A 26,158-nucleotide genomic window follows, 5' to 3' on the forward strand; every position below is an offset into this window, starting at 1 on the left:
CTGGCCCGCCGCCGTGCGCGCCCGGCAGCGGGCGCCACGGCCTCGTCAGGCGCGCTCGACCGCCTGGCATGGACGCGCTTTGCCTGCATAAAGCGCACTCCCCCCTTCATGAAACGGACGAGCCATGCAGACTCCAGCGACTTTCGACCCCGCGACCGTCACGCGCATTCTGTTCGAGGGCTTCCCGTCGTTTGCGATCGCGCTGTTCTATCTCATCGGCCTCACGGCGGTTGGTGCGTTTGCGTGGGGCGTCTACGTGCAGATCCGCAAGTACCGGCGCGGCCAGCCATTGTCGAAATCGTTCGGCAAGATCGATCTGCAGGCGCGCTTCAAGGACATGGTGCGCGTCGTGTTGAGCCACCGCACCGTCGCGCGCCGCGATCCCGCTGCGGGCCGCGCGCACCGCATGATCTTCTACGGCTTTGCGGTGCTGTTTCTCGGCACGGCCACCGTGACCGTCGACTACGACGTCACCGCGCGCTTCCTCGGCTTTCATTTCTGGAACGGCAACTTCTATCTGCTGTTCAAGCTCGCGATGAATCTGGCCGGCGTCTCGATGATTGCCGGGCTCATTTACATGATGGCGCGCCGCGGCTGGATCAAGCCGCCGAAGCTCGACTACAAGCGCCCCGACCGCCAGCCCGGCGACCCCGACTACGATCGCAGCGGCTATCGGCGCGAAGACTGGGCGTTCCTCTGGACGCTCGTGCTGATCGGCATCACCGGCTTCGTGCTGAGCGGGCTGCGCCTCGTCTGGCTGCAGGACCGCGCGGTGGTGTGGGACACGCGCTGGTGGTCGCCGGTGGCCGCCCTGCTCGCCGAAATTTTCAAGGGCGTGGGCATCAGCGCCTCGGCAGCGTACGTCATGCGCACCGGGCTCTGGTGGTTCCACGGCCTGCTCGCGCTCACCTTTATCGCGCTGATCCCGTACACGAAGGTCAAGCACATCTTCACGGCGTCGGGCTCGCTCATGATGCGCGATCCGCTCGCGGCGCAGCGCCTGCCCCGCGTTGAAGCCGACAGCGCAAGCGTGGGCTACAAGACGATTACCGATTTCACCTGGAAGCACCTGCTCAACCTCGACGCCTGTACGAAATGCGGCCGCTGCCACGAGGCCTGCCCCGCGAACGCCGTGGGCGCGCCACTGTCGCCGCGTGACGTGATCCTCTCGCTGCGCGAGTTCGCCAACGAAGCGCTGCAGAAGAACGCGCTGCCCGACGAGGTGAAGCTCGACGTGCACGGCAAGGGCATCGGCCAGGTGTTCATGGAAACCGTGTGGTCGTGCCGCACCTGCATGGCCTGCGTCGAGATCTGCCCCGTTGCGGTCGAGCATGTGCCGATCATCGTGCAGATGCGGCGCAAGCTCGTCGAGGAGGGCGAGATGGAGCCGCAGGTGCAGAAAACGCTGCAGGCCATCCACAAGAACGGCAATTCGTTTAACGAATCGAAGCGCAAGAGGGCTGCGTGGACGAAGCCACTGCCGTTTCAGATCAAGGACGCGCGCAAGGAACCCGTTGACCTCCTGTGGTTCGTCGGCGACTACGCTTCGTTCGATCCGCGCAACCAGCACGTGACCCAGGCTTTCGCCACGCTGCTGCACAACGCAGAGGTCGATTTCGGTCTTCTCTACGAGGGCGAATCGAATGCGGGCAACGACGTGCGCCGCGTGGGCGAGGAAGGACTGTACGAGCTGCTTGCCGAGAACAACATCGCGATGCTTGGGCATTCGCACTTCAAGCGCATCGTCACGACCGATCCGCACTCGTACAACACGATCCGCAACGAGTACCCCGACTTCGGCGGCAAGTTCGAGATCGAGCACTACACGAGCCTCGTCGCGCGCATGTTCGCCGAAGGCGTCCTGAAACCCAAACGCAAGCTCGGCTACCGCGTGACGTTCCATGACCCTTGCCACCTCGGGCGCTTCAACAAGGGCTACGATGCGCCGCGGCAGATCCTCGCCGCACTCGGGTGCGAACTCGTCGACATGCCCCGCTCGCGCGACAACTCGTTCTGCTGCGGCGCGGGCGGCGGCCGGATCTGGATGAGCGATCCGGTGGGCAAGGAAAAGCCGTCGCAGAACCGCATGCACGAAGCCGCGCGCATCGAAGGACTGGAGGTGTTCGTGGTCTGCTGCCCCAAAGATCTGACCATGTTCGAGGATGCGCTGAAAACGAGCGGCTACGAAGGCAAATTCGTCGTGCGCGAGCTGATCGAGCTGGTCGCGGAGAGCCTCGCCGATTCCAAAGATGACGGTGCCGCGCCCGAAGGCGGCGTACGTGCCATCGCGGCCGCCTGAACGCCCGCGAGGACAGCGCGCCATGATGCCCAGCTACGCGACCCCGTCCCGCCCTGCGTGCGAGACGCACGAGCGGCACGCGCCGCCCGACGTGCGCGCACGCGGTGACGCCAGCGCACCCACACGGCGCCGCGCGCGCACGCCGACGATGCGGCGGCACTGGCGCGAGTTGATCGAACTCGCGCTCGCAGCCGACGACGTGTACGCGGCAGCTGCGCTGTACCCGCACGCCGGCGAAGCGGACCGCAAGCGCCTTGGCGTGCGCCTCTTCGGCGCGCGGCGCGAGTGCCTCGCGCTGGCGGCCTGCACGTTCGCCAACAGCGCCGTGCTGGCCGAGCTGGCCCGGCTCGCCGCGGCAAACGACGACGAGACGCTGAAGCTGCGGCTCGCGAGAAACTCCGCGACACCAGGCGACGCGCTCGCCCTGCTCGCCGATGCACACGCAGCGCCAGAAGCGCCCGAAGCGCGCCTCGCCTGCCTGCTCGCGCGTAACGCCAAAGCGCCGCACGCGCTGCTCGCAAAGCTCGCGGCGCGCAGCGAGGACATCGAAGTGCTGCGCGCGCTGTGCGAAAACGTCGGCGTGCCCTCGGACCTGCTCACGCTCGTCGGGCAGCGCGAGATCGCCGTGCTTCAACGTCTGCTGGCCATCCATCTCGCAACGGATCCAGAAACGCTGCTGCATTTGTGGAAGAGCACGCATGCGAGCGCAGTGCGCGCCCAGGTGCTGCGCCATCCGTGCTGCCCTGAGGCGCTGTTGCGCACCCTGCCTTCTTCGTCCGCCGAACGGCGCAGCCTCGCGCTCCAGGCGCGCACGCCGCCCGAGATCCTCGCGCAGCTCGCCCGCGACGCCGACCCCGGTGTGCGCCGCGCCGCCGCGCTCAATACGCACACGCCGGCGGGCGCCCTGATCGGCCTGTGCTTCGACGCTCAGGCCATCGTGCGGCGCGTCGTGGCGGCGCGCCACGACCTGCCGCTCCAGGTGGTCGACTGGCTGACCGGCAACGCCGACCCGTGGGTGCGCCGCACGCTCGCGCGCAATCCGGCCTGCCCGCCCGAATGGCTCGAGCGGCTCGTAAGCGACAGCGAATCCGAAGTGCGCCGCGCCGTGGCCCGCCACGCGCACTGCCCGGCGCGGCTCGTCGCGCAGCTCGCGGCCGATCCGGTGGCGTGGGTGCGAGCAGGCGTCGCGTTGCGCGAGGACCTGCCAGGCGCCTTGATGCGCCGCCTGTGTACCGACGAGGACGTGGACGTGCTTTCCGCCATCGCGCACCACCCCGCGACCCCGCAGGCACAGCTCGCGCGGCTTGCCGCTCACCCCGCGGCCGAGGTGCGCCGCAGCGTGATCCTCAACCGCGCGGCTTCCCGGCGCGTGCTGCTGCGGTTGCGCCACGAGCCTTACCCGCTGCACCGCGTGCTGGTGTTCGAGCATCCGAATCTCACCGATGCCGACCGCTGGCGCATGCGCTTCGATCCGGACCGCGAAGCGCGTGCGCGCCTGTTCGCCCACTTCGGGCACGCGCTCGGTCCCGTCGTGTCGTCGGCGGTCGCGCCAGCGACGCTCGCGGCCGCCGCGCACGCCGCGCAGCGCAACACCGATTCCGCGCATCCGCTTGACGACGATGCGCCGCAGTACGAGCAATCCGGGCAATCCGATTCGCCCTCTTCGAGGCCAACGATGGAGTCAAGATGAAAATACTAGTCACGATCAAGCAGGTTGCCTCGCTCGATGAAGACTTCGAGCTGAGCGACGACGGCCGCGATGTCAGCGCCGATTTCCACGTCTTCGACCTGAACGAGTGGGACCACTACGCGCTGGAAGAAGCGATGCGCCTGAAAGAAGGCGCGAACGGCGAGGTCGAAATCGTGGTCGCCACGGTCGGCCCGGACAGCGCCGACGACGAACTGCGCAAGTGCCTCGCCAAGGGCGCCGACCGCGCGGTGCGCGTGTGGGACGACGCGCTCGAAGACGCCGACCCGGTCGCCATTGCGCGCGTGCTGGCCGCTCTTGCACGCAAGGAAGCGCCCGACATGATCTTCGCGGGCGTGCAGGCGTCCGACCACGCCTATGGCGTGACCGGCATGGCGCTCGCGGGTCTCATCGACTGGCCGCACGCGGCTGTCGTGGCAGGGCTCGACTATGCACCCGGCGCGAAAACGGCCACCGCGCGCCGCGAACTCGAAGGCGGCGCGTACGCCACGGTCGAGGTGCAGTGCCCCGCCGTGCTGACCATTCAGCTCGGCATCAACACGCCACGCTATGCATCGCTGCGCGGCATCAAGCAGGCGGCGGCGCGGCCCATCGAAACGCTGACGCCCGACGAACTCGGTCTCGCCGCCGATGAGACCGGTGCGGCGGGATCGCTCTCGCGCATCAGGCGCGTCTATGTGCCGAGCGCGGGCCGCGCGCAAATGATCGAGGGCACGCCCGCCGAGCAGGCGGCACGCCTGGCAGGCCTGATCAAGGAATTCAGGGGAGAAGCGAAATGAGCGGAATTCTGGTAATGGTCGAACACCGTCAAGGGCAACTGCGCCCGGTCAGCCTCGAAATGCTCGGCGCCGCCGCGGCAGCGAAGGAAACGAGCGGCGAAACGGTCACGGTCGCCGTGCTCGGCGCGCAACCCGATGCGTATGTGGAAAGCCTCAAGCTCGCGGGCGTCGACGAAATCGTCACCGTGCAGACGAGCGCCGATGCCTTCGATCCGGAGACTTACGAAACCGTTGCGCGCGCACTGATCGAGACCCGCAAGCCCTCGCTCGTTCTGCTGCCGCACACGATCGACACGCTCGGCTACGCCGCGCCGCTGGCCGCGAAGGGCAATTACGGCTTCACCACCGACGCTTTCGCGCTCGCGCGCGACGACGCGGGCTGGGTCGCGACGCGCTCGGGTTACGGCCAGAAGGTCAACATGGAGATCGAGTTTCCCGGCAAGGAGACCGCGATCGTGACCCTGCGCCCCGGCGCCTTCAAGGCGCCCGAAAACCCCGCCAGCCCGGCGCTCAGCCCGTTCGCCGCGCCCGCCGTCACGCCGCGCAGTGCGCACAAGGGCTTCGAGGAGCCGGCCGCGAGCGGCGACGTCGACATTCCGGGCGCCGAATTCATCCTTTCGATTGGGCGCGGCATCGGCGAAGAGACGCACGTCGAGCAGTTCAGGGAGCTCGCGGACACCGTGGGCGCGGCGCTCGGCTGCTCGCGCCCCATTGCCGACTCGGGCTGGCTGCCCAAGGCGCACCAGGTGGGGCAGTCCGGCAAAACCGCGGCGGCGTGCAAGATGTACGTGGCGATGGGCATCTCCGGGTCGGTGCAGCACATGGCTGGCATGAAGCATGTGGAGAACATCATTGCGGTAAACACCGATCCCGAAGCGTCGATCTTCACGATCGCCCGCTACGGCATCGTCGGCGACATCTTCGAGATCTCGGAAGAATTGCGCAGTCACTTCTGAACGGTTTGCGGTCGCGAGAAGTGAGAAGTGATTCGGGCCGGCTCCTGGTGGGCCGGCCCGCTTTTTTCTCAACAATCAATTTTGTCCATCGGGAATCCACGCGTAGACTTAACCTTCTAATCAAGAAAAGATCCGGTTGCAGCAAACGTGAATGCACGAAAAGCCCGCATGCGCCGCAAGACGGGTAGCACGCCGTTCCAGTAGAGACAGGTAGTCTGGACAACGCGCCAAGGAAGCCTCCATGCCCCCGCATACCGTTTTGCTCATCGACGATCACGCACTCTTTCGCAAAGGCGTCGCGCAGCTCATCCAGATGAATTCGTCGTTCTCGATCGCTGGCGAAGCGGCTTCGGGCCGCGAAGGCGTCGAGCTGGCCGCGCGCCTGAAGCCCGAAATCGTGCTGATCGACCTGAACATGCCAGAGGTGAGCGGCATTGAAACCCTCCAGCTGATGCGCGACGCCGGCGTGAACGCCCGTTTCATCATGCTGACCGTTTCGGACCACGAGCGGGACGTCGTCGCCGCGCTGCGCGCAGGCGCTCACGGCTATCTGCTCAAGGACATGGACCCCGAGGACCTCTGCGTGACCTTGCAAAAGGCCTTGACGGGCGCCGCCGTGCTCAGCGACGCGGTCACGGGCAGCCTCGTGCAGGCCCTTTCGGGCGGCCAGCGCATGGCGCCCGTCCAGTCCGACCTCACCGCACGCGAGGTCGAGGTGCTCGACTACCTCGTCGAGGGTATGTGCAACAAGGTCATCGCGCGCAAGCTCGGCATCAGCGTGGGCACCGTCAAGGTCCATGTGAAGCACGTCCTGCGCAAGCTCGACCTGCACTCGCGGCTCGAAGCCGTGGTATGGCGCCACGAGCACGGCTCGCTGCGCGAGCGCTGAGCGACGGAACTACCCACGGTATCGTGCTGCAAGACACGCCTCTACCCACTAAGAGGTAGCACTTCGAGGCGAATTGTCACCGGAAATTCGACGGCGAATAATCGGATGCAGGGTGGCGAAGCCGCCCGGTTCGTCCGCTAGTGGCAGTCGCAGACCCCGGAGACATGTGTCATGCAGTCAGCCCAATATGCTGAAGAACGTGCTCAGTTGCGTGATGAGCGTCCAGCCCGCACGAGCGGCGTCGAAGGCGTATTGCGCGAGCGGCTCGGGCACTACGAGCCGAGCGCGGCCATCGTGCGCTCGTGGACGCGCTGCCTCCAGGACTACGGGCTCGACCCCGATGCGTGCCCGTTGCCGCCGGTGCTGACGGGCGCGGAGCTCGCGCAGCGCCGCGAACGCCAGGCCGATTTGATCGGCTGCGCGAAGCTCGAGATGACGACGCTCTACCAGCAACTGGGCGACGCCGATCTCGCGGTCGTATTGAGCGATGCGGATGGCGTGATCCTGCATCTCGTCTCGTCGGCGAGCTTTGCGGAGCAGGTCGAAGATTGGGGCTTTTGCGCGGGCGCTGTCTGGAGCGAGCGCGAAGCGGGCACCAACGGCATGGGCACCTGCCTCGCGGAAGGCGATGCGCTCGCCGTGCGTCAGCACGAGCACTTTTTCTCACGCTACACGAGCCTCACCTGCTCCGCCGCGCCCGTGTTCGACGAACGCGGCGCAATTGCGGGCGTGCTAGACGTCACGAGCCGCTCGCACCTGCAGCAGCAACATTCGCTCGTGCTGGTGGGCATGTCGCGGCAGATGATCGAGAACCGCCTGCTCGATGCGCGCCTCGCGCAGGCCCACATGGTGCACTTCCACACCCGGCCGGAATTCGTGAATACGCTGCATGCCGGCAAGCTCACGATCGACGGCAGCGGCTTGGTACTCGGCGCAAACCGCAGCGCGCTGTTCCAGCTCGGCTTTGCCACGCTCGCCGAAATCGCGGGAAAGCGCATTACCGACCTCTTCAACGCGACGCTCGAAGACCTCGTCGCGCGCAGCGTGCACAGCTCGTTTCATCCTGTCGCCGTGTACCGTGCGCACGCGCCCAATCGCTTTTTCGCCGTCGCGCAGGCGCCGCTCAGGCAGCCTCAAGCAGGCGCGGACGCGCGAGCGGTAGCACGCGCACAAGAGCCGAAGGCCGCCGCGCCACGCGCCAGCGTGGCGCCCCGCGAGAGCGCGCGCCATGCCGGCGGCCCGCGCGTCGAGTTCGGCGACGCACAGCTCGCGAGCCAACTGAGCCTCGGCGAGCGCGTGATCGATCGCGGCATCGCCGTGTTCGTGCACGGCGAGACCGGCGCAGGCAAAGACGTCTTCGCCAACGCGTTGCACGCGGCGAGCGCGCGCCGCGACGGCCCGTTCGTCGCGATCAACTGCGCCTCTCTGCCCGAACACCTCATCGAAAGCGAGCTGTTTGGCTACCGCGCCGGCGCGTTCACGGGCGCGCAGCGCGAAGGACGGCGCGGCAAGATTCTGCAGGCCAACGGCGGCACGCTCTTTCTCGACGAGATCGGCGACATGCCGCTCGCACTCCAGGCGCGCCTGCTGCGCGTGCTAGAAGAGCGCGAGGTGACGCCGCTCGGCTCGGAAACCGTCATCAAGGTCGACTTCCAGCTCGTCAGCGCGAGCCACCGCGACCTGGGCGAGCTTGTCGCCGGGGGGCAGTTCCGCGAAGACCTCTACTACCGCATCAGCGGCGTCGCCCTGCGCGTGCCGCCGCTGCGCGAGCGCGAAGACAAGCTCGCGCTGATCCGACATCTGCTCGATAAGGATAACGAAGTGCCTCCTTCGCTTGGCATGGACGCACGGGATATCCTGCTCAACCATGCGTGGCCGGGCAACGTGCGCCAGTTGCGCAACGTGCTGCGCACGGCTGCCGCGTTGTGCGACGGGCCGGAGCTCACTGCCGAACACCTGCCCCCTGACGTCACGCGTGCCGCCGGCCTAGCCGGTGCGTCCGGGCCGCTTTGCGCAGTGTCCCGTGCTATCGCCGACGACAACGGCCACGACATCGACATCGACGAAGCCGGCAATGGCGCTGACTGCGATGACGCGGCGCCGCTCAACGCCATCCTGCAAGCCGAACGCGAAGCGCTCATGGGCCTGCTCGACACACACCGCTGGAACGTCAGCGAAGTCGCCCAGGCGCTGGGCGTGACGCGCAACACCCTGTACCGCAAAATGCGGCGCGTCCACATCAAACGCTGACGCGCCGCCATCCGCTCAGATATAAAGGCCGCCGCTATCGTCGGAGCGCGGCTCCGCACGCGCCGAACGTTTGGCCCGATGCCACTGCTGCGGCCCGCCAATGAGCATCGGCAGTTCGGCCAGCGCCTCGATCACACTCAGGCAAGGCAGCCCCGCCACGTCGTAGTTGTCGATCTCGCCGTCGCTCAGGCAGATCATCGGCATGCCGGCGGCCTGCGCCGTCAATGCGTCGTTCTCCGACCCGCCAACGAAGAGCGCATGCGCGGGCGCCACCGCGAGCGCCTCGCAGGCGTGCAGCAGCGGCGCGGGATGCGGCTTGCAGTGCGCGAGCGTATCGCCGTCGACGACGATGTCGAACCACATCGAAACGCCGGAGCGCTGCAGCAGCGGCTCGACGAACCGCGTGGCCTTGTCGGTCACCACGCCGAGCTTGAGGCCCATCTGGCGCAACGCGTCGAGCGCGGCGTCAACGGCCGGATTGAACGAGGCGCCGGTTTCGGAAGGCATCGACGGCAGCACGCTGTCGAGATCGAACAGGACGGCGTCGATAGGCAGGTTGCGCGACATCACTTGCATGAGGGTATCTCCTGTTATTGAGCCACTATGGGCCTGTTTTCCGCATGGGCGGGCCTCGAGTGCATTCAGGCCGCGCGTTGTTGCCGGTCGATCATCTTGAGGATCATCGGCGTGAAGATCAGTTGCATGGCGAGTCCCATCTTGCCGCCCGGCACGACTACGACATTCGGCCGGCTCATGAACGAGTCGTTCAGCATGGTGAGCAGATAGGGAAAGTCGATGCCCTTCGGATTGGCGAAGCGGATCACGACGAAGCTCTCGTCGGCGCTCGGAATGTCGCGCGCCGTGAACGGATTCGACGTATCGACCGTGGGCACGCGCTGGAAATTGACGTGCGTGCGGCTGAACTGCGGGCAGATGAAATGCGCGTAGTCAGGCATGCGGCGCAGGATGGTGTCCATCACCGCCTCCTGTGAATAGCCGCGCAGCGTCTTGTCGCGGTGGAGCTTCTGGATCCATTCGAGATTGATGATGGGAACGACGCCCACCAGCAGGTCCGCATGCTGCGCGATGTCGATGCCGTGCCCGACGAAGCCGCCATGCAGCCCTTCGTAGAAAAGCAAATCGGTGTCGGGCTCGACGTCGGTCCACGGCGTGAATTTGCCGGGCTCCACGTCAAATTGCAGGGCTTCGGCCTCGTCGTGCACATACTTGCGCACGCTGCCCTTGCCTGTTGCGCCGTAGTGGCGGAACAGTTCCTCGAGTTTGTCCAGCAGATTCGCCGGGGGACCGAAGTGGCTGAACTGCTGGCGCTTCTCTTCCGCCTCTTTCATCGCGATGTGCATCGCCGCGCGGTCGTGACGGTGAAAAGCATCGCCCTCCACGATCTGCGCCTTGATTTTCTCGCGCCGGAAAATGTGCTGGAAACTGTTCATCACGGTAGTCGTGCCGGAACCGCTCGATCCCGTCACGGCCACAATCGGGTGTTTGATCGACATGATGGCTTGCCCCGTCCGCGTTCGTCGGCCCTGGTGCGCGCTCAGGCGCACGCTTCCGGGCGGAACAAGGAACGCTCGTTGAACAACGGCGAAACAAACGGCCGGTCCACGCCGCGCTCGTACTCGCGGTGATAGCGTTCGAGCCGCCCGACTTCGCTTTTCGAGCCCAGCATGGCGGGAACGTAGTCGTCGATCGCGCAACGGTGAAGATCGAGAACACGCTCGACGCCCGTGCTCGCGGCGCCTCCCGCCTGCTCGACGATCCACGCGAGCGGCTGCGCCACATGCACGAGGCGCAAGCCGTCTGCACGCTGGCCCTCGCCCTGCTCGCAAGGCACGATGCCCACGCCGCCGCGCATGAGGACGCGATGCACGTCAGCGGGCGCGCAGCCGCTAAAGCGCTGGCTGAAGTTGCGCTCGCGCACGCCCATGCTGCCCTCCCGGCATTCGCGCACATAACGCAGCACAGGCGGGGCCCAGCGGCATTCGCGCGCGCCGTCGACCGAGAGTTCGCCGCCCTCCTCGGGCACGCGGATCGCGCGGTGCGTGAGCACGAACGCGCCGCTTTCGCGCTCGAGCGTGAAGCCATGCGTGCCGCGCCCGAGCGTGAGCACGAGCAGTGTCGAGGCGCCATAGATCACATAGCCCGCCGCGCATTGCACATGGCCCTCGCCAGGCAGCGCGCAGCCGTCCATGACCGGGCCGAGCGCTTCGCGCACGGAGAAAATGCTGCCCGCGAGGCCGTTTTCCATGAGTTGCGCGGCGCTGTCGAGCGCATCGAAGGCCAGCAGATAGCCGCCGCGCGCGGCCGCCGCTGTGGCCCGCACGGCGCCCGTACCGGCCGCCGCGTAGCCCGCGACGCATGCGCTGCGTTCGCACAGCGCCGCCAGCACCTCGCGCGCCGCCACGTCGAGCGTTGCCTGCGCGCCGCCATCGTGTGCGCCCCGGCCGGGCGCAGCCTGCTCGATCATCGAAGCGATCAAGCGCACCGCCTGCGCGATCTCGCCCAGCAAGATACGCAGGCTGCCCGCCGCGGTGGCGTCGCGCTTGCCCTGCAGTTCGCCGGCAAGAAAGTTGTCGAGCGTCACGTGTGTGCTTTGCATGGCGGCCTCACTGCCCGAGCGCGTCGGTGTCGATCGGCTCGCAGGCCGGTTGCCAGTGGCCCATCTCGCGATACTTCATCACGCTTGCTGCGTAGCGGTCTCGCTTTAACTTCGTGCGGACTTTCATGTTGTCTCCTTGTTCAGGTGAGCACCAGGCGGCTATCGCGCCCTTTGCTTCGGCTCCTGCTTCTCCGGCTTCCGATTCGCACGCCGCTACGCTATCTCTACGATAAGGCGACTCACGAATCAGTGAAATTCAGATATTCTTAGTCATCCTATAAGGGATCCCTTACCTCTCCTCGCGCTTGCTCGTCGCGCTTGTTCGTTACGTTTCTTCAGGCGAATCCGGCATGCTCAACTTCGTTCGCACGCTCACGCTGCGCCAGTTGCAGATCTTCGCCGCCGCTGCCAGGCACGTCAGTTTCGTGCGCGCGGCGCAGGACCTGCATCTCACGCAGCCCGCCGTCTCCATGCAGATCAAGCAGCTGGAGGAAGCCGTTGGCCTGCCGCTGTTCGAACGCATCGCGCGCAAGATCACGCTGACCGAAGCCGGCGTCACGCTCGCGCATCATGCGCGCCGTATCCTCGGCGAGGTCAAGGACGCGGAAGACGCCTTGCAGTCGCTCTCGCTCGCCGATAGCGGCGCGATCTCCGTGGGCCTCGTCAGCACGGCACGCTATTTCGTGCCGCAACTCATCGCGCGCTATGGCGCGCAGTTCCCGAAAGTCGACGTGCGCTTCACGATTGCACATCGCGAAGCGCTATTGCGCATGCTGCAGGACAACGCCATCGACCTCGCGGTCATGGGCCGGCCGCCGCGCGAACTCGACGCTGTCGCGGAACCGCTCGCGTACAACCCGCAGGTGATCGTCGCCGCGCCTCATCACGCATTTGCCGCCGCCCGGCGTATCGACGTGCAGGAATTGCGCCATGAGACGTTCCTGATGCGCGAGCCCGGCTCAGGCACGCGCACGGTTGTCGAGCAAATGTTCAAGCACCACCTCTTCACGCCCGCGAAAATCGTCACGCTCGACAGCAACGAAACCATCAAGCAGGCCGTGATGGCGGGCATGGGCATCAGCCTGCTTTCGCTGCATACGCTGCGTCTCGAGCTGCGCACGCGCGAGATCGCGCTGCTCGACGTTAGCGGCACGCCCATCGACCGCGCGTGGCAAATCGTGCATCTGAACGCGCGGCAGCTCTCGCCCACCTGCCAGTCGTTCCGCCGCTTCGTCATGGAAAACACCGAGATGTACCTCGCCGGTGAATACGCGGATCTGCCCATTTCCCCGGTGCGGATCCGGCGCGGCGGGTGACACACTGTCACCGAATCGGCACAGGCGCGCAGTGAACGCGGCGGCGCTCGTGATGCGCGGATGACCCGCGCCCCCTATACGCACGTATCGAACTCAGACAGCGCACATGGCATGACGCTTGCGTCGGTCGGTACGGACTGAAGTTGTCCGCTCATCGATTCGAGGAAGCGCTCATGACGCAATACGCGACGACGCAACACCCCACGAGGCACGCGAGCGCCGTCACGGTGAATGCGCCCGGGAGGCTGCATCTTGGCTTTCTCGATCCAGGCGCCTCGCTAGGCCGGCGCTTCGGCAGCCTCGGCCTCGTGATCGACGGCATCAGCACGACCCTCGAGATGCGTCTTCTTGCACACGAAGGCGACGGCGACCACGGCGAGGCCTGCGCCGATCGCTACGAGGCGCCGCCCTATGCGAGCGAGGAGCTGCCGCGCCTGCGCGCGCATATCGATGCCCTCAAGCGTTTGAGCGGCCTGCATGCGCCGCTCGACGTGCGCCTGCGCCATGTGCTGCCGGTGCATGCGGGGCTCGGCTCGGGCACGCAGCTCGCGCTCAGCGTGGGCCACGCCTTCGCGCGGCTGCACGGACTCTCGCTCGACGCAGCGCAGCTCGCGCTTGCGCTCGCACGCGGCGCACGCTCGGGCATAGGCGTGGCGGGCTTCGAGCAGGGCGGCCTGATTCTCGACGGCGGCCCGCGCTCGGATACGGAGCTGCCGCCCACGCTCGCGCGCCTGCCGTTTCCCGACGAATGGCGCGTGCTGCTCGTGCTCGACGACGCGCGCACCGGCTTGTCCGGCCACGCCGAGCGCAAGGCGATGGCCGCGCTGCCGCCGTTTCCGCAGGCGCTGGCCGCCCACGCGTGCCATCTCGCGCTCATGCAGATCCTGCCTGCCGCCGCCGAGCGCGATTTCGCGCCGTTCGCACGCGGCGTGAGCGAGCTGCAGGAAGGCATCGGCCACTACTTCGCGGCTTCGCAAGGCGGCATCTATACGAGCCCCGCCGTCGCACGCGTGCTCGACTGGATCGGCGCGCGGCATTGCGGCGGCATCGGGCAAAGCTCGTGGGGCCCAACGGGCTTCGCCATCCTCGCCTCGCACGACGAAGCCGCTCAAGCGGTGGCGGCAGCGCGCAAGGCCGGCGTGGTCGGCCCGTCACTGCGGCTCGAAATCGTCAAGGGGCGCAACGCCGGCGCGACCGTCATCCATACGCCAGCGGCGGCCTGACGCCCTCTTTCAACCTCTCATCGAAACTCGAACAACGATGGAACGTCCCTACATCCTCCACATGTTCACACCGACCCGGCAGATGAGTCCGTTCGACGTGAACATGGCCGTCGACGCGGGCTACCAGGTCGTGGTGCCCTATGCCGATGTCGGCATCGACAACGTCGCCGCGCTCACGCAGGACGCGATCTTCTCGCGTGGCCCGAAAGGCGTCGCGCACACGGGCCTCTTCATTGGCGGCCGCGACGTCGTGCTGGCCGCCGACATGCTGCTGCGCGCGCGCGAGGCGATGGTGCCGCCGTTCGAAGTCTCCGTGTTCGCCGATCCAAGCGGCGCCTATACGACGGCCGCGGCGCTCGTGGCGAGCGTCGAGTGGCATATGCGGCGTGCGCACGACACGAGCCTCGAAGGCAAACGCATCGTAATGCTGGGCGGCACGGGACCGGTGGGCGTAATCGCGGGCGTGCTGGCCGCGCGCGCGGGTGCGCTGGTCTCGATCGCGAGCAGCCGCGGGCTCGAAGCCGCGCAGGCCGCGAGCAACCGCATCAACGTGCGCTTTGACGTGCAGACGCGCGGCGCCGATGCTCAGTCACCCGAAGCGCTCGATAGCGCGCTCGCACGCGCCGAGGTGGTCTTCGCTACCGCCGCGGCCGGCGTGCAGGTGATGAACACGCGCCAGGTCGACCAGGCGTCGGGGCTGCTCGTCGCGGCCGATGTCAACGCGGTGCCGCCGGCAGGCATCGACGGTGTGGGCGTCGCCGACGACGGCAAGCCGTTCGGCCTGCACGGGGCACTCGGTGTTGGCGCGCTGGCGATCGGCAACGTCAAGTATCAAGTGCAGCGACGCCTGTTCGAGCGCATGCTCGCGGCTTCGAAGCCGGTCTATCTCGGCTTCGAAGAGGCCTTTGCGCTCGCGCGCGAGGTGATGGCCGAGCGCGAGACCCAGACGGCCTGAAACGGCGATGCGCGACGCCCAGGCCTCTCCTCCCGTGCATGCCGTCGCGCACGTGGCAGACGTGACCAAGCCCGCCATCGTCGTCGCGGGGCTGTCCGCGCGCATGCTCGCCGAGTCGGCGCAGCGCGCGGGCTGGCGCGCGATCGCGCTCGATCTGTTCGGAGACAGCGACACGCGGCGCGCAAGCGAGCACTGGCAACCGGTTGGCGACCCCGCGGCGCTGATGCTCGACCCGGTTCGCACGCGCGCCGCGCTCGAACACGCGCGCCGCTTGTCCGGCGTCATGGGCTGGATCGCTGGCAGCGGTTTCGAAGCCTGCCCGGAACTGCTGCACACGGGCATCGAGCGCTTGCCTTTGTTCGGCAATGCGCGGCACGCCTACGATGCCGTTCGCTTTCCTGAGCATTTCTTCGCGCTGCTCGAGAAAAACGGCATCGCGTTTCCCGAAACGCGAATGGATCGCCCTCGCGACACCAGCGGCTGGCTACGCAAGGACGCCCGAGGCACGGGCGGTTGGCATATCCGCCTGGCGGACGCGCCTGATGCCCCGGCGCGCGATGACCGCGCCGATGTGTATTACCAGCGCCTGTGCGCAGGACATTCGATGTCGGCACTGTTTCTCGCCGATGGGCACCGCGCCGCGGTACTCGGCATCAGCGAGCAGATCGTCACGCCGCACGGCGCCCACCCGTTCGCCTGGCGCGGCGCGATCGGTCCCGCACCTGTGCCCCCCACGCTCGCGGCGCAAGTCCATCACGCCGTGCAGTCAATCGTCGCGGCGAGCGGTCTCGCAGGGCTCAACAGCCTCGATTTCCTGAGCGACGGCGAACGCTGCATCGTGCTCGAAGTCAACGCGCGGCCGCCCGCCACGATGGCGCTTTATGACCATGACCCGCTCGCCCCGCTGCTCGCGCTTCATGTGCGTGCCTGCCGGGGCGAGCCGCTCGAAGCGCTCGAACACATGGCGGCACCGCAGGCGGCCCGGCACACCCAGCCGGTGCGCGGCCACCTGGTCGTGTTCGCGCAAACCAGCCATACCGTCACTCCCGCGTTCGAGGCGCGGGCACAGCGGCTCGGCTGGTGTCACGACATCCCGGCCGCCGGCAGCACGATCGCCGCCGGCACCCCGCTTTGCACTGTCTCGGCGGCCTGTGCGCCGGGCACATCCGCGCATGCGGTGCGCGCCGAAGTCTGCGCCCGCGCCGCCGCCATCGAAAACTTGCTCGAGGTGTCCCATGAACGCTCACTCGCCCATCGTTGAGTCCGCAACGAACACGGCTACCCACACCGCAGCGCTCAGCGTCAACGCGCTCGCCCAGCCCCTGCTCGCCTCGCTGCTCGAGAGGCAGGCCGAACTCGGCATCGTGGCGCGCCGCGACGCGCGCGGCGTGCTGATCGTCGACGCCGGCATCGAGACGCCCGGCAGCGTCGCGGCCGGCGCGCAAATCGCCGCCATCTGCATGGGCGGGCTCGGCTCCGTACGCATGCGCGCCAACAGCGGCGCGAGCGCGCGCGACGAATGGCCCACCCTGGTCGAGATCGCGAGCGCGCAGCCGGTACTCGCGTGCCTCGCGAGCCAGTACGCGGGCTGGAGTCTCGCCGCTTCGAAGGAGGAAACCGGCGGCAAGAAGTTCTTCGCGCTCGGCTCGGGACCGGCGCGCTCGCTCGCATGCAAGGAGCCGCTCTACGAAGAACTGCGCTATCGCGATGTTGCGTCGAGCGGCTGCCTCGTGCTCGAGGTGGATCGCGCCCCGCCCGGAGTCGTCATCGACAAGATCCTGCGCGACTGCGGGCTCGACCCGAGCGGACTCACGCTGATCCTCACTCCGACGGCTAGCCGCGCGGGCACGACGCAGGTGGTCGCGCGTGCGCTCGAAGTCGCGCTGCACAAGGCGCACGTGCTCGGCTTCGCGCTCGGCGACATCGTCGAGGGCAGTGCGAGCGCGCCCTTACCGCCGCCCGCGCGCGAAGCGATCGAGGCGATGGGCCGCACCAACGACGCGATCCTTTACGGCGGCCGCGTCCACCTCATGGTGAACGGCGGCGACGATGCCGCGCGCGATCTCGCGCAGCGCCTGCCTTCTTCGGCATCGCGCGACTTCGGCCGCTCGTTCGCCGAGATTTTCACGGAGTACGACTACGACTTCTACCGGATCGACCCGGCGCTGTTCGCGCCCGCCGAGGCGTGGGTAACGAGCCTCGCAACGGGCCGCACCTGGCACGCGGGCGCCACGCGCTTCGATCTGCTTCACCCGCTGTGGCTCGCCGAGGCCTGACATGAACGCTCATGTGCTGCGCATCGCCATCATGACCGACGAAACGGGCTGGCACACCGCGCGCCTCAAACGCGCGCTGCGCGAGCGCGGGGCGCAGGGCCGCTGCGTGGACCTCGCCGACTGCCGCATCGACACCACCTGGGCCGCGCACGGCCTCGTGATTCCCGGCTTTGGCCGCGGCCTGCCGGACGCGGTGATCGTGCGCGGTATCGCGGGCGGGACCTTCGAGCAGGTGACCGTGCGCCTCGGCATCTTGCACGCGCTGCGCGAACTCGGCGTGCCGGTCTACAACGACGCGCGCGCCATCGAGCGCAGCGTCGACAAGTCGATGACGAGCTTCCTGCTGCATCGCGCCGGCGTTCCGACGCCGCCCGCCTGGGCCGGTGAATCCGAGCCGCACGCGCGCCGCATCGTCATGCGCGAAGCGGCGGCCGGCCGCGAGGTCGTGCTCAAGCCGCTGTTCGGCTCGCAAGGCAAAGGGCTCATGCGCCTTGGCGGCGGCGAGAGCGGCTGCGCCTCGCTGCCCGCCCTGCGCGATTACGGCAAGCTGGCCTATCTGCAACGCTTCGTCCCGCCCACCGTCGCGCCAGGCACGCCCGGCTTCGACTGGCGGGTGCTGGTGGTGGGCGGCCGGGCCGTGACCGCTATGCGGCGCGTGAGCGAGCATTGGGTGCACAACGTCGCGCAGGGGGGGCGCTGCGAAGCGCAGCCGCTCACACCGGAACTCGCGCAACTCGCCGAGCGCGCGAGCGACGCGCTCGGCCTCGACTATGCCGGGATCGATCTGGTCCCGTGCGACGCTTCGGCGTCCGGCGCCCAGGTCATCGAGGTGAACGGCGTGGCCGCGTGGCGCGGCTTGCAGTCGGTCACACCGTTCGATATCGCCGGCTGCATCGTCGACGACCTGCTCGAACGCAGGCTCGCGCACGGCGATGCCGCCACGCTTCGGGAGGCGGTCGCATGAATGCACGGCACAACCTCGCGGCCATCGACCCGGCCGCGGCCATCGAAGCGGCGTTTCTCTGGGCCTGCGAACAGGACGTGGCATGTGCGAAGCCCGGCAACGTCAGTTTCGCATCGGCAGGCCACGGCATGACCGCCGATCTCTTCCTCGTCAGCGCCCAGGCCGCCAGTGGCCCGCTCGCGCGGCGCGGGGCGCCAGTGGGCGCGCGTATCGAAGCGGCCATCGCCGGCACACGCGCCGCCGCCGGCTGCAATACGAATCTCGGCATCGTGCTGCTGTGCACGCCGCTCGCCGCGGCCTTCGAAGCGCAGCCGCCTCACGCCTGCTTCATCGCGCCGATCCAGGCCATGCAGGGCGTGTTGCGCTCGCTCACCGTCGCGGACGCCCGCGCGGCCTACCGGGCGATTGCACTCGCGAACCCAGGCGGACTTGGCGAGGCGCCGAGCCAAAGCGTGCACACGGTGCCCACCGTCGATCTGCGCGCCGCCATGTCGCTCGCCGCCGATCGCGACAGCATTGCGCGCCAGTATGTCGAGGACTTTCGCGACGTGCTGGGTTTCGGGCTCACCACGTTCCGCGCAGTGCGCGCGGCACGGACCGCCTCTCCCACGTCGCTCGCCGACGCGGTGTTGCTCACCTGGCTCGGTTTTCTCGCGCGCTGGCCCGATTCGCACATCGCGCGTAAGCACGGGCAAGCGTGCGCGCAGCGCGTGTCGAGCGAAGCGGCAGCCTGGCTCGCGGGCGGCCCGCAGCGTCTCTTCGCGCCCCACGCGCTCGACGAATGGGACGCGGCGCTCAAGTCGGCCGGTCTCAATCCGGGCACGAGCGCGGACCTCATGGTGGCGACGCTGTTCGCCGCCGCCTGCATGGACCCCACGCTCATTGCATCCTCGACGACCTCAGCGCTGTAGACGGGAGCGGCACAGCAAAACGGCCGGCCGGGCAACAGCTCGGCCCGTCCCCGTCCCCGCCTCGCGTCAGAGCCCGCCTTCCGGCGGAAACATCCCCGCGCCTAGCAGCGCGAGCGCCACGCCTTCGCGCCTCGGCGCAGCGGCGGCAGGCGCGCGGCGCCGTTCGATCGTCACGCCCACGGCCTTCACATTCGCGAACTTGCGTGGCTTCACGAGCGCAACGCGGACCCAGTGCGCGCCGAAATCGACCAGCAGCATCTGCGCGATGCTCTCGGCAAGCGCCTCGAGCAGTTGCACGCCATGATTCGCCAGCAGCGCCAGCAGCGCGCCGTGGACCTTGCCGTAGTCGATGGTGTCGCCAATCGCGTCGGTTTCACAGGCGCGGCTGCGCGGCAAGCCCGCCCAGAGATCGATCTGCACCGGCTGCGGGTCATGCAGCTCCTCCGGGTCGATGCCGATCACCGTCTCGCCGGTAAAGCCTTCGATGAAGATGATATCCATCGGCTGCGCGCTCTCGCCTTCGGTTTGCGGCACCGCGCCGCCCGCGTACCGCGCCGGCCGGTCGAACATGCTCGTGTCGATTGCGTTCATCATTGCTCCTCTCGCTTCCATGGGAAATGCCGGCCCGCTGTCGTCCGCTCGCGGCGCGGCTCGCCTTGCGCCCTCCCCGGGCGCGCGGCCTGTGCCGACGTCATGCAAGAACCGTCCCAGGCACGAATGTCGCAAGCATGCGGGGCGTGACCGGCAGCGAAGCGGCGCGCAAGCAGGCGCAAGCAGGCGCGACGAGGCACAGGCCGGGCCAGGTGCATCCGCAACGCGCCGCGGCCCGTGACACTGTGTATCGCAATTTGCGCAACCTGCCGGCGCAACGCGCGGCAACTGTCCATGGCAACGGCTCATGGCCGAGACCAAAGGCTCATGGCAATAACGAAGGTGAACGATGACTCGACCGCACGACACAGAAGACGAAGCGACGCTCGCGAGGCCGCGCCTCGCGTGGGCCATCACCGGATCGGGGCACTACCTCGAAGAATCGCTCGCCCTGGCCGCCGCATTCCCCAACGTCGACCTGTTCCTCTCACGCGCGGCAGAAGAGGTACTGCCGCTCTACAAGATCGGCGTCGCGCCGCTGAAGACGCGCTTTCGCGTGTTCCGCGACAACAGCGCGAGCGCCGTGCCGGTGGGCATGCTCTATGAAGCCGGCCACTATCACACGCTCGTGATCGCGCCCGCCACGAGCAACACGGTCGCCAAGTGCGCATTCGGCATCTCCGACACGCTGCCGACCAACCTGTTCGCCCAGGCGGGCAAGCTCGGCATTCCCAGCCTCGTCTTTGCCTGCGACACCGAACCCGTCGTGGTCACGAAAAGCCCCCAGGAATGGGTGGAACTGAGGCCGCGCAACATCGAGCTGCAGAACGTCGAGCGCCTGCGGCAGATCGATCACTGCGTGGTGGCCAACTCGATCGAGGCGCTGCGCGAGGCGCTCGACGCCCGGCATCGAACGCTCGGGCTGCTCGCGGCCTTGCCGGCTTGAAACCTTGCGAGGCGCATGCATCATGGAACACATCGTCTTTCTCACCGGACGCCTCGCCCAGCCGGGCCTCGAGCGGGTGCTGCGCAGCCTCGAGCCCGCGCCGTTTACCTGGGAGATCCGCGAAATCGGCCTGCAGGTCGCGGCGCTCATGACGGCCGACATGATCCGCCGCCGCGTGAGTGCGCCCATCGCCGCCGACCGCGTGGTCGTGCCGGGCCGCTGCCGCGGCGACCTCGACGCGCTCTCGGCCCATTACGGCGTTCCGTTCGAGCGCGGCCCCGAAGAGCTCAAGGACCTCCCCGCGTATTTCAACCGCGCGGCGCGTCCCGTCGATCTCTCGCGCTACGACATCGCGATTTTTGCGGAGATCGTGGACGCACCGAAACTCGACGTCGAGCAGATCTGCCAGCGCGCCACGCGCTTGCGCGAGGACGGCGCCGATGTGATCGACCTGGGCTGCCTGCCCTCCACCCCGTTTGCGCATCTGGCGGACTCGGTCAAGGCGCTCAAGGAGCGCGGCTTCAAGGTGAGCGTCGATTCGATGGACGCGAAGGAGCTGGTACGCGGCGGCCGCGTCGGCGCCGACTATCTGCTGAGCCTCTCGAGCGAGACGATGTGGATTCTCAACGAGGTCGAGTCGACCCCCGTTCTCGTGCCGCGCGAGCCCGGCGACGAGGCTTCGCTATTCGCCGCCATCGAAGCCGTGAGCGCGCTGGGCCGGCCATTTCTCGCCGATCCGATTCTCGACCCGATTCCGTTCGGACTGCTGAAGTCGCTGCTGCGCTACCAGCGCGTGCGCGACGCGTTTCCCGAAGCGCCGATCATGATGGGCGTCGGTAACGTGACCGAGCTGACCGAGGCCGACACCAGCGGGATCAACGCAGTCCTGCTCGGCATGGGGGTGGAGCTGGGCATCTCCGCCATCCTGACGACTCAGGTGAGCCAGCATGCACGCCGCGCCGTTCGTGAAGCGGATGTCGCGCGCCGCGTCATGTATGCCGCCCGCGAGATGCGCACGCTGCCCAAGGGAATCTCGGACGACTTGATGACCGTGCACGCGAAGCGGCCCTTTCCCGACACGCCCGAAGAGATTGCCGAAACCGCGCGCGCTATCCGCGATCCGAACTTCCGGGTGCAGGTGTCGAGCGCGGGGGTGCACGTCTACAACCGCGACGGCCATCACGTGGCCACCGATCCGTTTGCGCTGTGGCCGCGCCTGAAGCTCGAAGACGACGGGGCGCACGCCTTCTACATGGGCGTGGAACTCGCGCGCGCGGAGGTGGCGTCGCGCCTCGGCAAGCGCTACGCGCAGGACCAGTCGCTCGACTGGGGCTGCGCCGCCGGGCGCGATGCGGACAACCTGCTCGAGCAATGCGCGCCGGGCACGACGATGCGCAAGGAGGCCTGAATGATTCACGAAACCGTAGTCACCACGTGTTCGGCCAACGGCACGCCGCATGTCGCGCCGATGGGCGCACGCTTCGAAGGAGACGGCGAAGGCGAGCGCGTGATCCTGATGCCGTTCCGCCCCTCCACCACCTATGACAACGTCATGGCGACCGGCTGCGCGGTGATGAACTTCACCACCGACGTGCGCGTCTTCGCTGGCTGCGTGACGGGCCGCCGGCGCTGGCCCACGCTGCCTGCCGGCACGGTGCCCTGCGTGCGGCTGGCGGGCTCGCTCGCACATGCCGAACTGCGCCTCGAGCACGAGAGCGGCGACCCGGGTCGCCCGGTGCTGACGATGCGGCGCGTGGCCGAAGCCACTCATGCGCCCTTCACCGGCTTCAATCGCGCCCAGGCCGCCGTGATCGAAGCGGCGGTGCTGGTGAGCCGCCTGCACCTGCTGCCGCGCGAGAAGATCGAAACGGAAATGGACTGGCTCACGATCGCCATCGAAAGGACGGCGGGCCCCGCCGAACGCGAAGCCTGGCAATGGCTCACCGGGGCGGTTGCCGCCTTTTACTCACGCACGGAGCGCGCCTTCGAGCGCGAAGCATCATGATCCGACTCCTCACCAGTGTGCGCGACCTCGCCGAGGCACGCGAAGCCGCCGCAGCGGGCGCCGATTTCATCGACCTCAAGGAGCCGCGCGCGGGCGCCCTGGGCGCGCTGCCTGCGGCGCGCGTCGCGAGCATCGTCTGCGCGCTGCGCGAGGCCCACCCGGGCCTGCCCGTGAGCGCGACGATCGGCGACCTGCGCGCAGGCGACCACGAGGCGATGACCCATTACTCGGACGCCATCGGCCGCTGCGGCGTGAACTATGTGAAGGCGGGTGTGGCACCGGGCCGCGCGGCGCGCGAGACACTCGAACGCATGCGCGCGTTGCGCTGGACGATGGTGCCCGTGCTGCTCTGCGACGACGGGCTCGACCTCACGCTCGTCGAGTACGCCTGCGAACTGGGCTTCGCCGCGGTGATGGCCGATACGGCGCGCAAGGACACCGGCGGGCTGTTTCGCTGCGTGCCGCTCGCCGTGCTCGACAGCATGGTGCAGATCGCGCGCGCACACGAGGTGATGGTCGGGCTCGCCGGCGCGCTGAGGATCGAGCACGTGCCTCGCATACGCGCGCTGCTGCCCGACTTCGCGGGCTTTCGCAGCGCGCTGTGCAAGGGCGCGCGCACCGGCCGGCTCGAAGCCGCGCGCGTGCAGGCGTTGCGCGCGGCGCTCAGCGGCCACACGCAAGGCATGCCGTATGAGGCCGCGCAAGCCGCTTGAGTGACGTGAGCGGCTTGCGCCGCTCGTACCGGTCAGGACGTCGCCGCGTGCAGCAGCAGCTCGCGCACACGCGGCCAGTCGTGCTTGTTCAGGATTTCGAAAGGATAGGAGGCGTCGCGGGTAAACTCGGCGAAGCGCCGGTCGAGCACGCCTTGCGCCACGTGTTGCCCCACACTGCACGCCGGATCGATCTCGCACGACTTGACGACCAGGAGCCGCTCCGCGTTCAGCCGGTTGGCGAGCCACGCCGCGAGGCTATCGGAGGTCACGTCCCAGCTCGTCAACCGGTCGGCCTGCTGGCGCAGCAGGTCGAATGGCGCCCATACGGCGGTCCTGCCTTCGTAGAGCGCATGCCGGATCTGCGTCTCGCGCGCCGCGACCACGAGCCGGCGGCATAAGCCCTTCATCATCAGCGCGTGCTGCGCCATCGCGAGCGCCGCCATGTTGTGCGCGTCCACGTCGTCGAAGCGCCAGACCGATTGATGCTCGCGCACCTGGTCCGCAAAGCCGCCGCCGCCCGGCACGATCACCACGCGGCCGCCGCCAAGCTCGCTCAACTCGTTCAGCCACGTTCGAAGCAGCGGATCGCGGCTCAAGCTTCCGCCCAGCTTCACCACCCACATAAGGGCTCCCTTGGCGGCATCGCGCTCGCCACCATGTCAGACGAGCACCGCATGGGCGCCTGCCGCACTTGCCATACTCGTCGCCTCGCGTCGGGCGCTGCCGGCGAACAGCAGCGCGACCGCCGCGCCCGGCGCGCAGACCTGCGCCCACGCAGCCGCATCGGCGCGGGCCTCGACGAGCGTCGCGAAGCGCACGACCTCGTAGCCGCACGAGGCCGCCAGCGCCTCGGCGAGAAACGCGCCGCAGCCCGCCGCGACCACCACGGCATCGTGCGCGAGCGCACTGGCCCCCAGCACGCGCGTGAGGTTCGCGGCCAGATGCGCGAGTTGCAGGTCGCGCCAATGGTGCGCCAGCGCCATCCATTCAGAGTCCGTCGCATCGCGCGCGTCATGGCCGAGCATGCGCGCGAGGCGGCGGCGCGTGGCCGCGGCGTCCTTGCCGCCGCCGTCCGCTGCGGGATGCTGGTCGTGCATGGGCTGGAGCTCGCCGGTGAGACGGTAGAGGTCGGCCGTGGTCGCGAAGTGCTCGTTCATCACGTTGTAAGTCTCGCCGCGAAAGCCGACGCGCTGCGCAAGCGCGCACAACGGCGTGCGCACGACACCCTGGTAGACCAGCTCGCCCGTGCGCAGGCGCCCCGCGTCGTCGGCGGCGCGCGCGACGATTCGCCCGCCGCGCACCGGAATCAGGTCGGTGGTCGTGCTGCCGATGTCGATCAGCACGGCGTCGCGCAGGCGGCTCGCGACGACCTGCGCCGTGGCGAGCCAGTTCGCGGAAGCAATGCGCGCCCAGTGCGCGGCCACGCCGTCGAGCGCGCACCACCCGGCCTCGCCCGCGTAGAACACCACGCGTGCGCCGAGGTGCGCGGCGAAGCGCTGCGCGAGCGCGCTCACACCGGCCTCGCGGTGCTCGAACAGATCCGCCATTTCGCCCGTCATCGTCACCGCGTGGGTGGCGCGCGCGAGATCGGGCCAGCGCGCGACGGCCTCGCCGAGCGCGGCGTCGAGCTGCGCGAGGCCCTGCCAGAGCGGACAGGCCCACTGGGCGACGTCGAGCACGCGGCCCTGTACGACGCGCGCCGCCTTGACATGCGCGCCGCCAATATCCCAGCCGATCACGATTTCAGGCGACATAGCAAATCCGCTCGGCCCCGGTCTGTTCTTCATGATGTACCTCGCGATGGGCTTCCCGATGCGCCGCCAGCACGCGCGCCGCCAGATTCGTGTCCAGCCGTGCGGAGAGTCCGGCGTAAGCGCAGGTCACGCGCGGATTGATTTCGATGAGCACAGGCCCCCGCTCGCGATGCCAGACGAGGTCGATGCCGACGAAGCCCGCCAGCCCGGGCAGCGCGCGCGCCACGCGCGCCGCGAGCTCGGCACAGGCATGGCCCACGAGACTGTCCAGCGAGATCGCGCCGACCGTTACGCCTTCGTAGGCCAGCCGGCCCTGCGTCACGCCGATATGCTGCCAGTTCACGCTCAGCAGTTCCGCGTGGTCCGGCGTGCACAGCAATGAAAGGCTCAGCGCATCGCCCTCCACCCACTCCTCGAAGGTCACGCGCTCCTGCGCCGCGAGACGGGCGAGGAACGCGGACTGAGCCTCGCGCCAATCGTCGTAGAACCGCGTGTCGAGCGCGCCCGCGCCGTCATCGGGCTTGACGACCCACGCGGGCGCGTCGGGCTGCAAGGGCGCTTCGGCGGACCACGCGCGCGTCGTCGCGACGCCGGCCTGCGCGAGGTGCCGCACCGTTGCACGCTTGCTGCCCGCGATTTGCAGCGAGGCCGCGTCGCAACCTATCCAGCGCGTGGCGTCGACCGCGCCGCACAGCGCGGCGAGCACGCCGCCGGTCTCGGGCGCGATGACCCAGACCATGTCGTGATGCAGCGCCTCCGCGCCAACGAAAGCGACGGCATCGTGCCCAGGCGGCGGCGCGCGCCACGTCAGCGCCGGTGCACGCGGGCCGGTTGCGGCGGCTTCGCTCGCGCTGCCCACGCAGGTCACTTCGACGCCCGGGATGCGCGCGAGATCGCCCGCAACGGCATCGCGCATCGCGCGCCCCATCGCCAGCAGCTCCGGCACGGCAGCGGCTGCCGTGTCGCCGCCCGCACTGATATATTCGTAGACCAGTACCTTCGTCAT

General features: G+C 68.4%; 24 protein-coding genes. 17 read left to right on the forward strand and 7 right to left on the reverse strand.

Annotated features, from left to right (window positions below):
* The first annotated feature begins 124 nt into the window (after window positions 1–124).
* From AB4Y42_RS32150 to AB4Y42_RS32175, 6 genes are all read left to right on the forward strand, one after another.
* Window positions 125–2,299: a (Fe-S)-binding protein gene (locus AB4Y42_RS32150; protein ID WP_368696434.1), complete on the forward strand. Its 2,175-nt coding sequence runs from the start codon at window positions 125–127 to the stop codon at window positions 2,297–2,299.
* Window positions 2,300–2,321: 22 nt separating this feature from the next.
* Complete coding sequence (locus AB4Y42_RS32155) at window positions 2,322–3,989, forward strand: hypothetical protein (protein WP_368690137.1); 1,668 nt, start codon at window positions 2,322–2,324, stop codon at window positions 3,987–3,989.
* A complete protein-coding gene (locus AB4Y42_RS32160; protein WP_368690136.1) occupies window positions 3,986–4,786 on the forward strand; it encodes an electron transfer flavoprotein subunit beta in 801 nt (266 codons plus the stop codon). The genes AB4Y42_RS32155 and AB4Y42_RS32160 overlap by 4 nt, the downstream gene beginning before the upstream one ends.
* The gene (locus AB4Y42_RS32165) at window positions 4,783–5,742 is read left to right on the forward strand and encodes an electron transfer flavoprotein subunit alpha/FixB family protein (RefSeq protein ID WP_368690135.1); all 960 of its coding nucleotides are present in this window, start codon (window positions 4,783–4,785) and stop codon (window positions 5,740–5,742) included. The genes AB4Y42_RS32160 and AB4Y42_RS32165 overlap by 4 nt, the downstream gene beginning before the upstream one ends.
* A gap of 241 nt (window positions 5,743–5,983) precedes the next feature.
* Window positions 5,984–6,631, forward strand: a complete 648-nt coding sequence (gene narL / locus AB4Y42_RS32170; RefSeq protein ID WP_368690134.1) for a two-component system response regulator NarL — start codon at window positions 5,984–5,986, stop codon at window positions 6,629–6,631.
* Between the two features lie 171 nt (window positions 6,632–6,802).
* Complete coding sequence (locus tag AB4Y42_RS32175) at window positions 6,803–8,881, forward strand: sigma-54-dependent Fis family transcriptional regulator (protein WP_368690133.1); 2,079 nt, start codon at window positions 6,803–6,805, stop codon at window positions 8,879–8,881.
* A 15-nt stretch (window positions 8,882–8,896) separates the two neighbouring features.
* Here the strand turns inward: AB4Y42_RS32175 and AB4Y42_RS32180 are convergent, their stop codons facing one another.
* The 3 genes from AB4Y42_RS32180 to AB4Y42_RS32190 all read right to left on the reverse strand — a co-directional run bounded on the left by AB4Y42_RS32180 (window position 8,897) and on the right by AB4Y42_RS32190 (window position 11,498).
* Window positions 8,897–9,457 (reverse strand): HAD-IA family hydrolase, encoded by a 561-nt coding sequence (locus AB4Y42_RS32180; RefSeq protein ID WP_368690132.1) that lies wholly within the window; start codon window positions 9,455–9,457, stop codon window positions 8,897–8,899.
* A 65-nt stretch (window positions 9,458–9,522) separates the two neighbouring features.
* A complete protein-coding gene (locus tag AB4Y42_RS32185; protein WP_368690131.1) occupies window positions 9,523–10,395 on the reverse strand; it encodes a phosphoribulokinase in 873 nt (290 codons plus the stop codon).
* Between the two features lie 41 nt (window positions 10,396–10,436).
* Window positions 10,437–11,498, reverse strand: a complete 1,062-nt coding sequence (locus tag AB4Y42_RS32190; protein ID WP_368696435.1) for a fructose-1,6-bisphosphatase — start codon at window positions 11,496–11,498, stop codon at window positions 10,437–10,439.
* Window positions 11,499–11,848: 350 nt separating this feature from the next.
* Here AB4Y42_RS32190 and AB4Y42_RS32195 point away from each other — a divergent pair, with 350 nt between their 5' ends.
* From AB4Y42_RS32195 to AB4Y42_RS32225, 7 genes are all read left to right on the forward strand, one after another.
* Window positions 11,849–12,814 carry a LysR substrate-binding domain-containing protein gene (locus AB4Y42_RS32195; RefSeq protein WP_368690129.1) on the forward strand — a complete coding sequence of 322 codons (966 nt, stop codon included), beginning with the start codon at window positions 11,849–11,851 and terminating at the stop codon, window positions 12,812–12,814.
* 173 nt (window positions 12,815–12,987) lie between these two features.
* On the forward strand, window positions 12,988–14,037 hold the full coding sequence (locus AB4Y42_RS32200) for a beta-ribofuranosylaminobenzene 5'-phosphate synthase family protein (RefSeq protein WP_368690128.1): 1,050 nt from the start codon (window positions 12,988–12,990) through the stop codon (window positions 14,035–14,037).
* A 37-nt stretch (window positions 14,038–14,074) separates the two neighbouring features.
* Window positions 14,075–14,992 carry an NAD(P)-dependent methylenetetrahydromethanopterin dehydrogenase gene (locus tag AB4Y42_RS32205; RefSeq protein WP_368696436.1) on the forward strand — a complete coding sequence of 306 codons (918 nt, stop codon included), beginning with the start codon at window positions 14,075–14,077 and terminating at the stop codon, window positions 14,990–14,992.
* Between the two features lie 7 nt (window positions 14,993–14,999).
* Window positions 15,000–16,253 carry an ATP-grasp domain-containing protein gene (locus AB4Y42_RS32210; RefSeq protein WP_368696437.1) on the forward strand — a complete coding sequence of 418 codons (1,254 nt, stop codon included), beginning with the start codon at window positions 15,000–15,002 and terminating at the stop codon, window positions 16,251–16,253.
* Entirely contained in the window at window positions 16,228–17,268 is a 1,041-nt protein-coding gene (mch, locus tag AB4Y42_RS32215; RefSeq protein WP_368690125.1) for a methenyltetrahydromethanopterin cyclohydrolase, read from the forward strand. Before AB4Y42_RS32210 ends, mch begins: the two co-directional genes overlap by 26 nt.
* A 1-nt stretch (window position 17,269) precedes the next feature.
* Window positions 17,270–18,232: a RimK family alpha-L-glutamate ligase gene (locus AB4Y42_RS32220; RefSeq protein WP_368690124.1), complete on the forward strand. Its 963-nt coding sequence runs from the start codon at window positions 17,270–17,272 to the stop codon at window positions 18,230–18,232.
* Entirely contained in the window at window positions 18,229–19,143 is a 915-nt protein-coding gene (locus AB4Y42_RS32225) for a triphosphoribosyl-dephospho-CoA synthase (protein WP_368690123.1), read from the forward strand. Before AB4Y42_RS32220 ends, AB4Y42_RS32225 begins: the two co-directional genes overlap by 4 nt.
* A gap of 66 nt (window positions 19,144–19,209) precedes the next feature.
* Here AB4Y42_RS32225 and AB4Y42_RS32230 read toward each other — a convergent pair whose 3' ends face one another.
* A complete protein-coding gene (locus AB4Y42_RS32230; RefSeq protein ID WP_368690173.1) occupies window positions 19,210–19,734 on the reverse strand; it encodes a dihydroneopterin aldolase in 525 nt (174 codons plus the stop codon).
* A gap of 349 nt (window positions 19,735–20,083) precedes the next feature.
* On the opposite strand from AB4Y42_RS32230, the gene AB4Y42_RS32235 reads away from it, so the two are divergent.
* Genes AB4Y42_RS32235 through AB4Y42_RS32250 form a run of 4 tightly spaced genes read left to right on the forward strand, consistent with a single transcriptional unit; the run spans window position 20,084 to window position 23,398 of the window.
* On the forward strand, window positions 20,084–20,680 hold the full coding sequence (locus AB4Y42_RS32235; RefSeq protein WP_368690122.1) for a flavoprotein: 597 nt from the start codon (window positions 20,084–20,086) through the stop codon (window positions 20,678–20,680).
* Between the two features lie 22 nt (window positions 20,681–20,702).
* A complete protein-coding gene (locus AB4Y42_RS32240) occupies window positions 20,703–22,088 on the forward strand; it encodes a DUF6513 domain-containing protein (protein WP_368690121.1) in 1,386 nt (461 codons plus the stop codon).
* A complete protein-coding gene (locus AB4Y42_RS32245; protein WP_368690120.1) occupies window positions 22,089–22,685 on the forward strand; it encodes a DUF447 domain-containing protein in 597 nt (198 codons plus the stop codon).
* Window positions 22,682–23,398, forward strand: a complete 717-nt coding sequence (locus tag AB4Y42_RS32250) for a (5-formylfuran-3-yl)methyl phosphate synthase (RefSeq protein ID WP_368690119.1) — start codon at window positions 22,682–22,684, stop codon at window positions 23,396–23,398. The genes AB4Y42_RS32245 and AB4Y42_RS32250 overlap by 4 nt, the downstream gene beginning before the upstream one ends.
* 32 nt (window positions 23,399–23,430) lie before the next feature.
* Here AB4Y42_RS32250 and AB4Y42_RS32255 read toward each other — a convergent pair whose 3' ends face one another.
* The 3 genes from AB4Y42_RS32255 to AB4Y42_RS32265 are packed head-to-tail and all read right to left on the reverse strand — an operon-like array spanning window position 23,431 to window position 26,158.
* Window positions 23,431–24,021: an aspartate kinase gene (locus tag AB4Y42_RS32255; protein WP_368690118.1), complete on the reverse strand. Its 591-nt coding sequence runs from the start codon at window positions 24,019–24,021 to the stop codon at window positions 23,431–23,433.
* A 36-nt stretch (window positions 24,022–24,057) separates the two neighbouring features.
* Window positions 24,058–25,185: a hydantoinase/oxoprolinase family protein gene (locus AB4Y42_RS32260; RefSeq protein ID WP_368690117.1), complete on the reverse strand. Its 1,128-nt coding sequence runs from the start codon at window positions 25,183–25,185 to the stop codon at window positions 24,058–24,060.
* Window positions 25,142–26,158: an ATP-grasp domain-containing protein gene (locus AB4Y42_RS32265; protein ID WP_368690116.1), complete on the reverse strand. Its 1,017-nt coding sequence runs from the start codon at window positions 26,156–26,158 to the stop codon at window positions 25,142–25,144. The genes AB4Y42_RS32260 and AB4Y42_RS32265 overlap by 44 nt, the downstream gene beginning before the upstream one ends.

Source organism: Paraburkholderia sp. EG286B, from assembly GCF_040965655.1.
In the GTDB taxonomy this organism is placed as follows: domain Bacteria; phylum Pseudomonadota; class Gammaproteobacteria; order Burkholderiales; family Burkholderiaceae; genus Paraburkholderia.

Bases quoted from the DNA above. Each gene is read 5' to 3' on its own strand.
- AB4Y42_RS32220 (WP_368690124.1), top strand. From the start codon at position 17,270: ATGAACGCTCATGTGCTGCGCATCGCCATCATGACCGACGAAACGGGC.
- AB4Y42_RS32205 (WP_368696436.1), top strand. From the start codon at position 14,075: ATGGAACGTCCCTACATCCTCCACATGTTCACACCGACCCGGCAGATG.
- AB4Y42_RS32260 (WP_368690117.1), bottom strand. From the start codon at position 25,185: ATGAAGAACAGACCGGGGCCGAGCGGATTTGCTATGTCGCCTGAAATC.
- AB4Y42_RS32195 (WP_368690129.1), top strand. From the start codon at position 11,849: ATGCTCAACTTCGTTCGCACGCTCACGCTGCGCCAGTTGCAGATCTTC.
- AB4Y42_RS32225 (WP_368690123.1), top strand. From the start codon at position 18,229: ATGAATGCACGGCACAACCTCGCGGCCATCGACCCGGCCGCGGCCATC.
- narL (WP_368690134.1), top strand. From the start codon at position 5,984: ATGCCCCCGCATACCGTTTTGCTCATCGACGATCACGCACTCTTTCGC.
- AB4Y42_RS32200 (WP_368690128.1), top strand. From the start codon at position 12,988: ATGACGCAATACGCGACGACGCAACACCCCACGAGGCACGCGAGCGCC.
- AB4Y42_RS32155 (WP_368690137.1), top strand. From the start codon at position 2,322: ATGATGCCCAGCTACGCGACCCCGTCCCGCCCTGCGTGCGAGACGCAC.
- AB4Y42_RS32185 (WP_368690131.1), bottom strand. From the start codon at position 10,395: ATGTCGATCAAACACCCGATTGTGGCCGTGACGGGATCGAGCGGTTCC.
- mch (WP_368690125.1), top strand. From the start codon at position 16,228: ATGAACGCTCACTCGCCCATCGTTGAGTCCGCAACGAACACGGCTACC.
- AB4Y42_RS32235 (WP_368690122.1), top strand. From the start codon at position 20,084: ATGACTCGACCGCACGACACAGAAGACGAAGCGACGCTCGCGAGGCCG.
- AB4Y42_RS32175 (WP_368690133.1), top strand. From the start codon at position 6,803: ATGCAGTCAGCCCAATATGCTGAAGAACGTGCTCAGTTGCGTGATGAG.
- AB4Y42_RS32265 (WP_368690116.1), bottom strand. From the start codon at position 26,158: ATGACGAAGGTACTGGTCTACGAATATATCAGTGCGGGCGGCGACACG.
- AB4Y42_RS32230 (WP_368690173.1), bottom strand. From the start codon at position 19,734: ATGAACGCAATCGACACGAGCATGTTCGACCGGCCGGCGCGGTACGCG.
- AB4Y42_RS32210 (WP_368696437.1), top strand. From the start codon at position 15,000: ATGCGCGACGCCCAGGCCTCTCCTCCCGTGCATGCCGTCGCGCACGTG.
- AB4Y42_RS32240 (WP_368690121.1), top strand. From the start codon at position 20,703: ATGGAACACATCGTCTTTCTCACCGGACGCCTCGCCCAGCCGGGCCTC.
- AB4Y42_RS32180 (WP_368690132.1), bottom strand. From the start codon at position 9,457: ATGCAAGTGATGTCGCGCAACCTGCCTATCGACGCCGTCCTGTTCGAT.
- AB4Y42_RS32160 (WP_368690136.1), top strand. From the start codon at position 3,986: ATGAAAATACTAGTCACGATCAAGCAGGTTGCCTCGCTCGATGAAGAC.
- AB4Y42_RS32255 (WP_368690118.1), bottom strand. From the start codon at position 24,021: ATGTGGGTGGTGAAGCTGGGCGGAAGCTTGAGCCGCGATCCGCTGCTT.
- AB4Y42_RS32245 (WP_368690120.1), top strand. From the start codon at position 22,089: ATGATTCACGAAACCGTAGTCACCACGTGTTCGGCCAACGGCACGCCG.
- AB4Y42_RS32165 (WP_368690135.1), top strand. From the start codon at position 4,783: ATGAGCGGAATTCTGGTAATGGTCGAACACCGTCAAGGGCAACTGCGC.
- AB4Y42_RS32250 (WP_368690119.1), top strand. From the start codon at position 22,682: ATGATCCGACTCCTCACCAGTGTGCGCGACCTCGCCGAGGCACGCGAA.
- AB4Y42_RS32190 (WP_368696435.1), bottom strand. From the start codon at position 11,498: ATGCAAAGCACACACGTGACGCTCGACAACTTTCTTGCCGGCGAACTG.
- AB4Y42_RS32150 (WP_368696434.1), top strand. From the start codon at position 125: ATGCAGACTCCAGCGACTTTCGACCCCGCGACCGTCACGCGCATTCTG.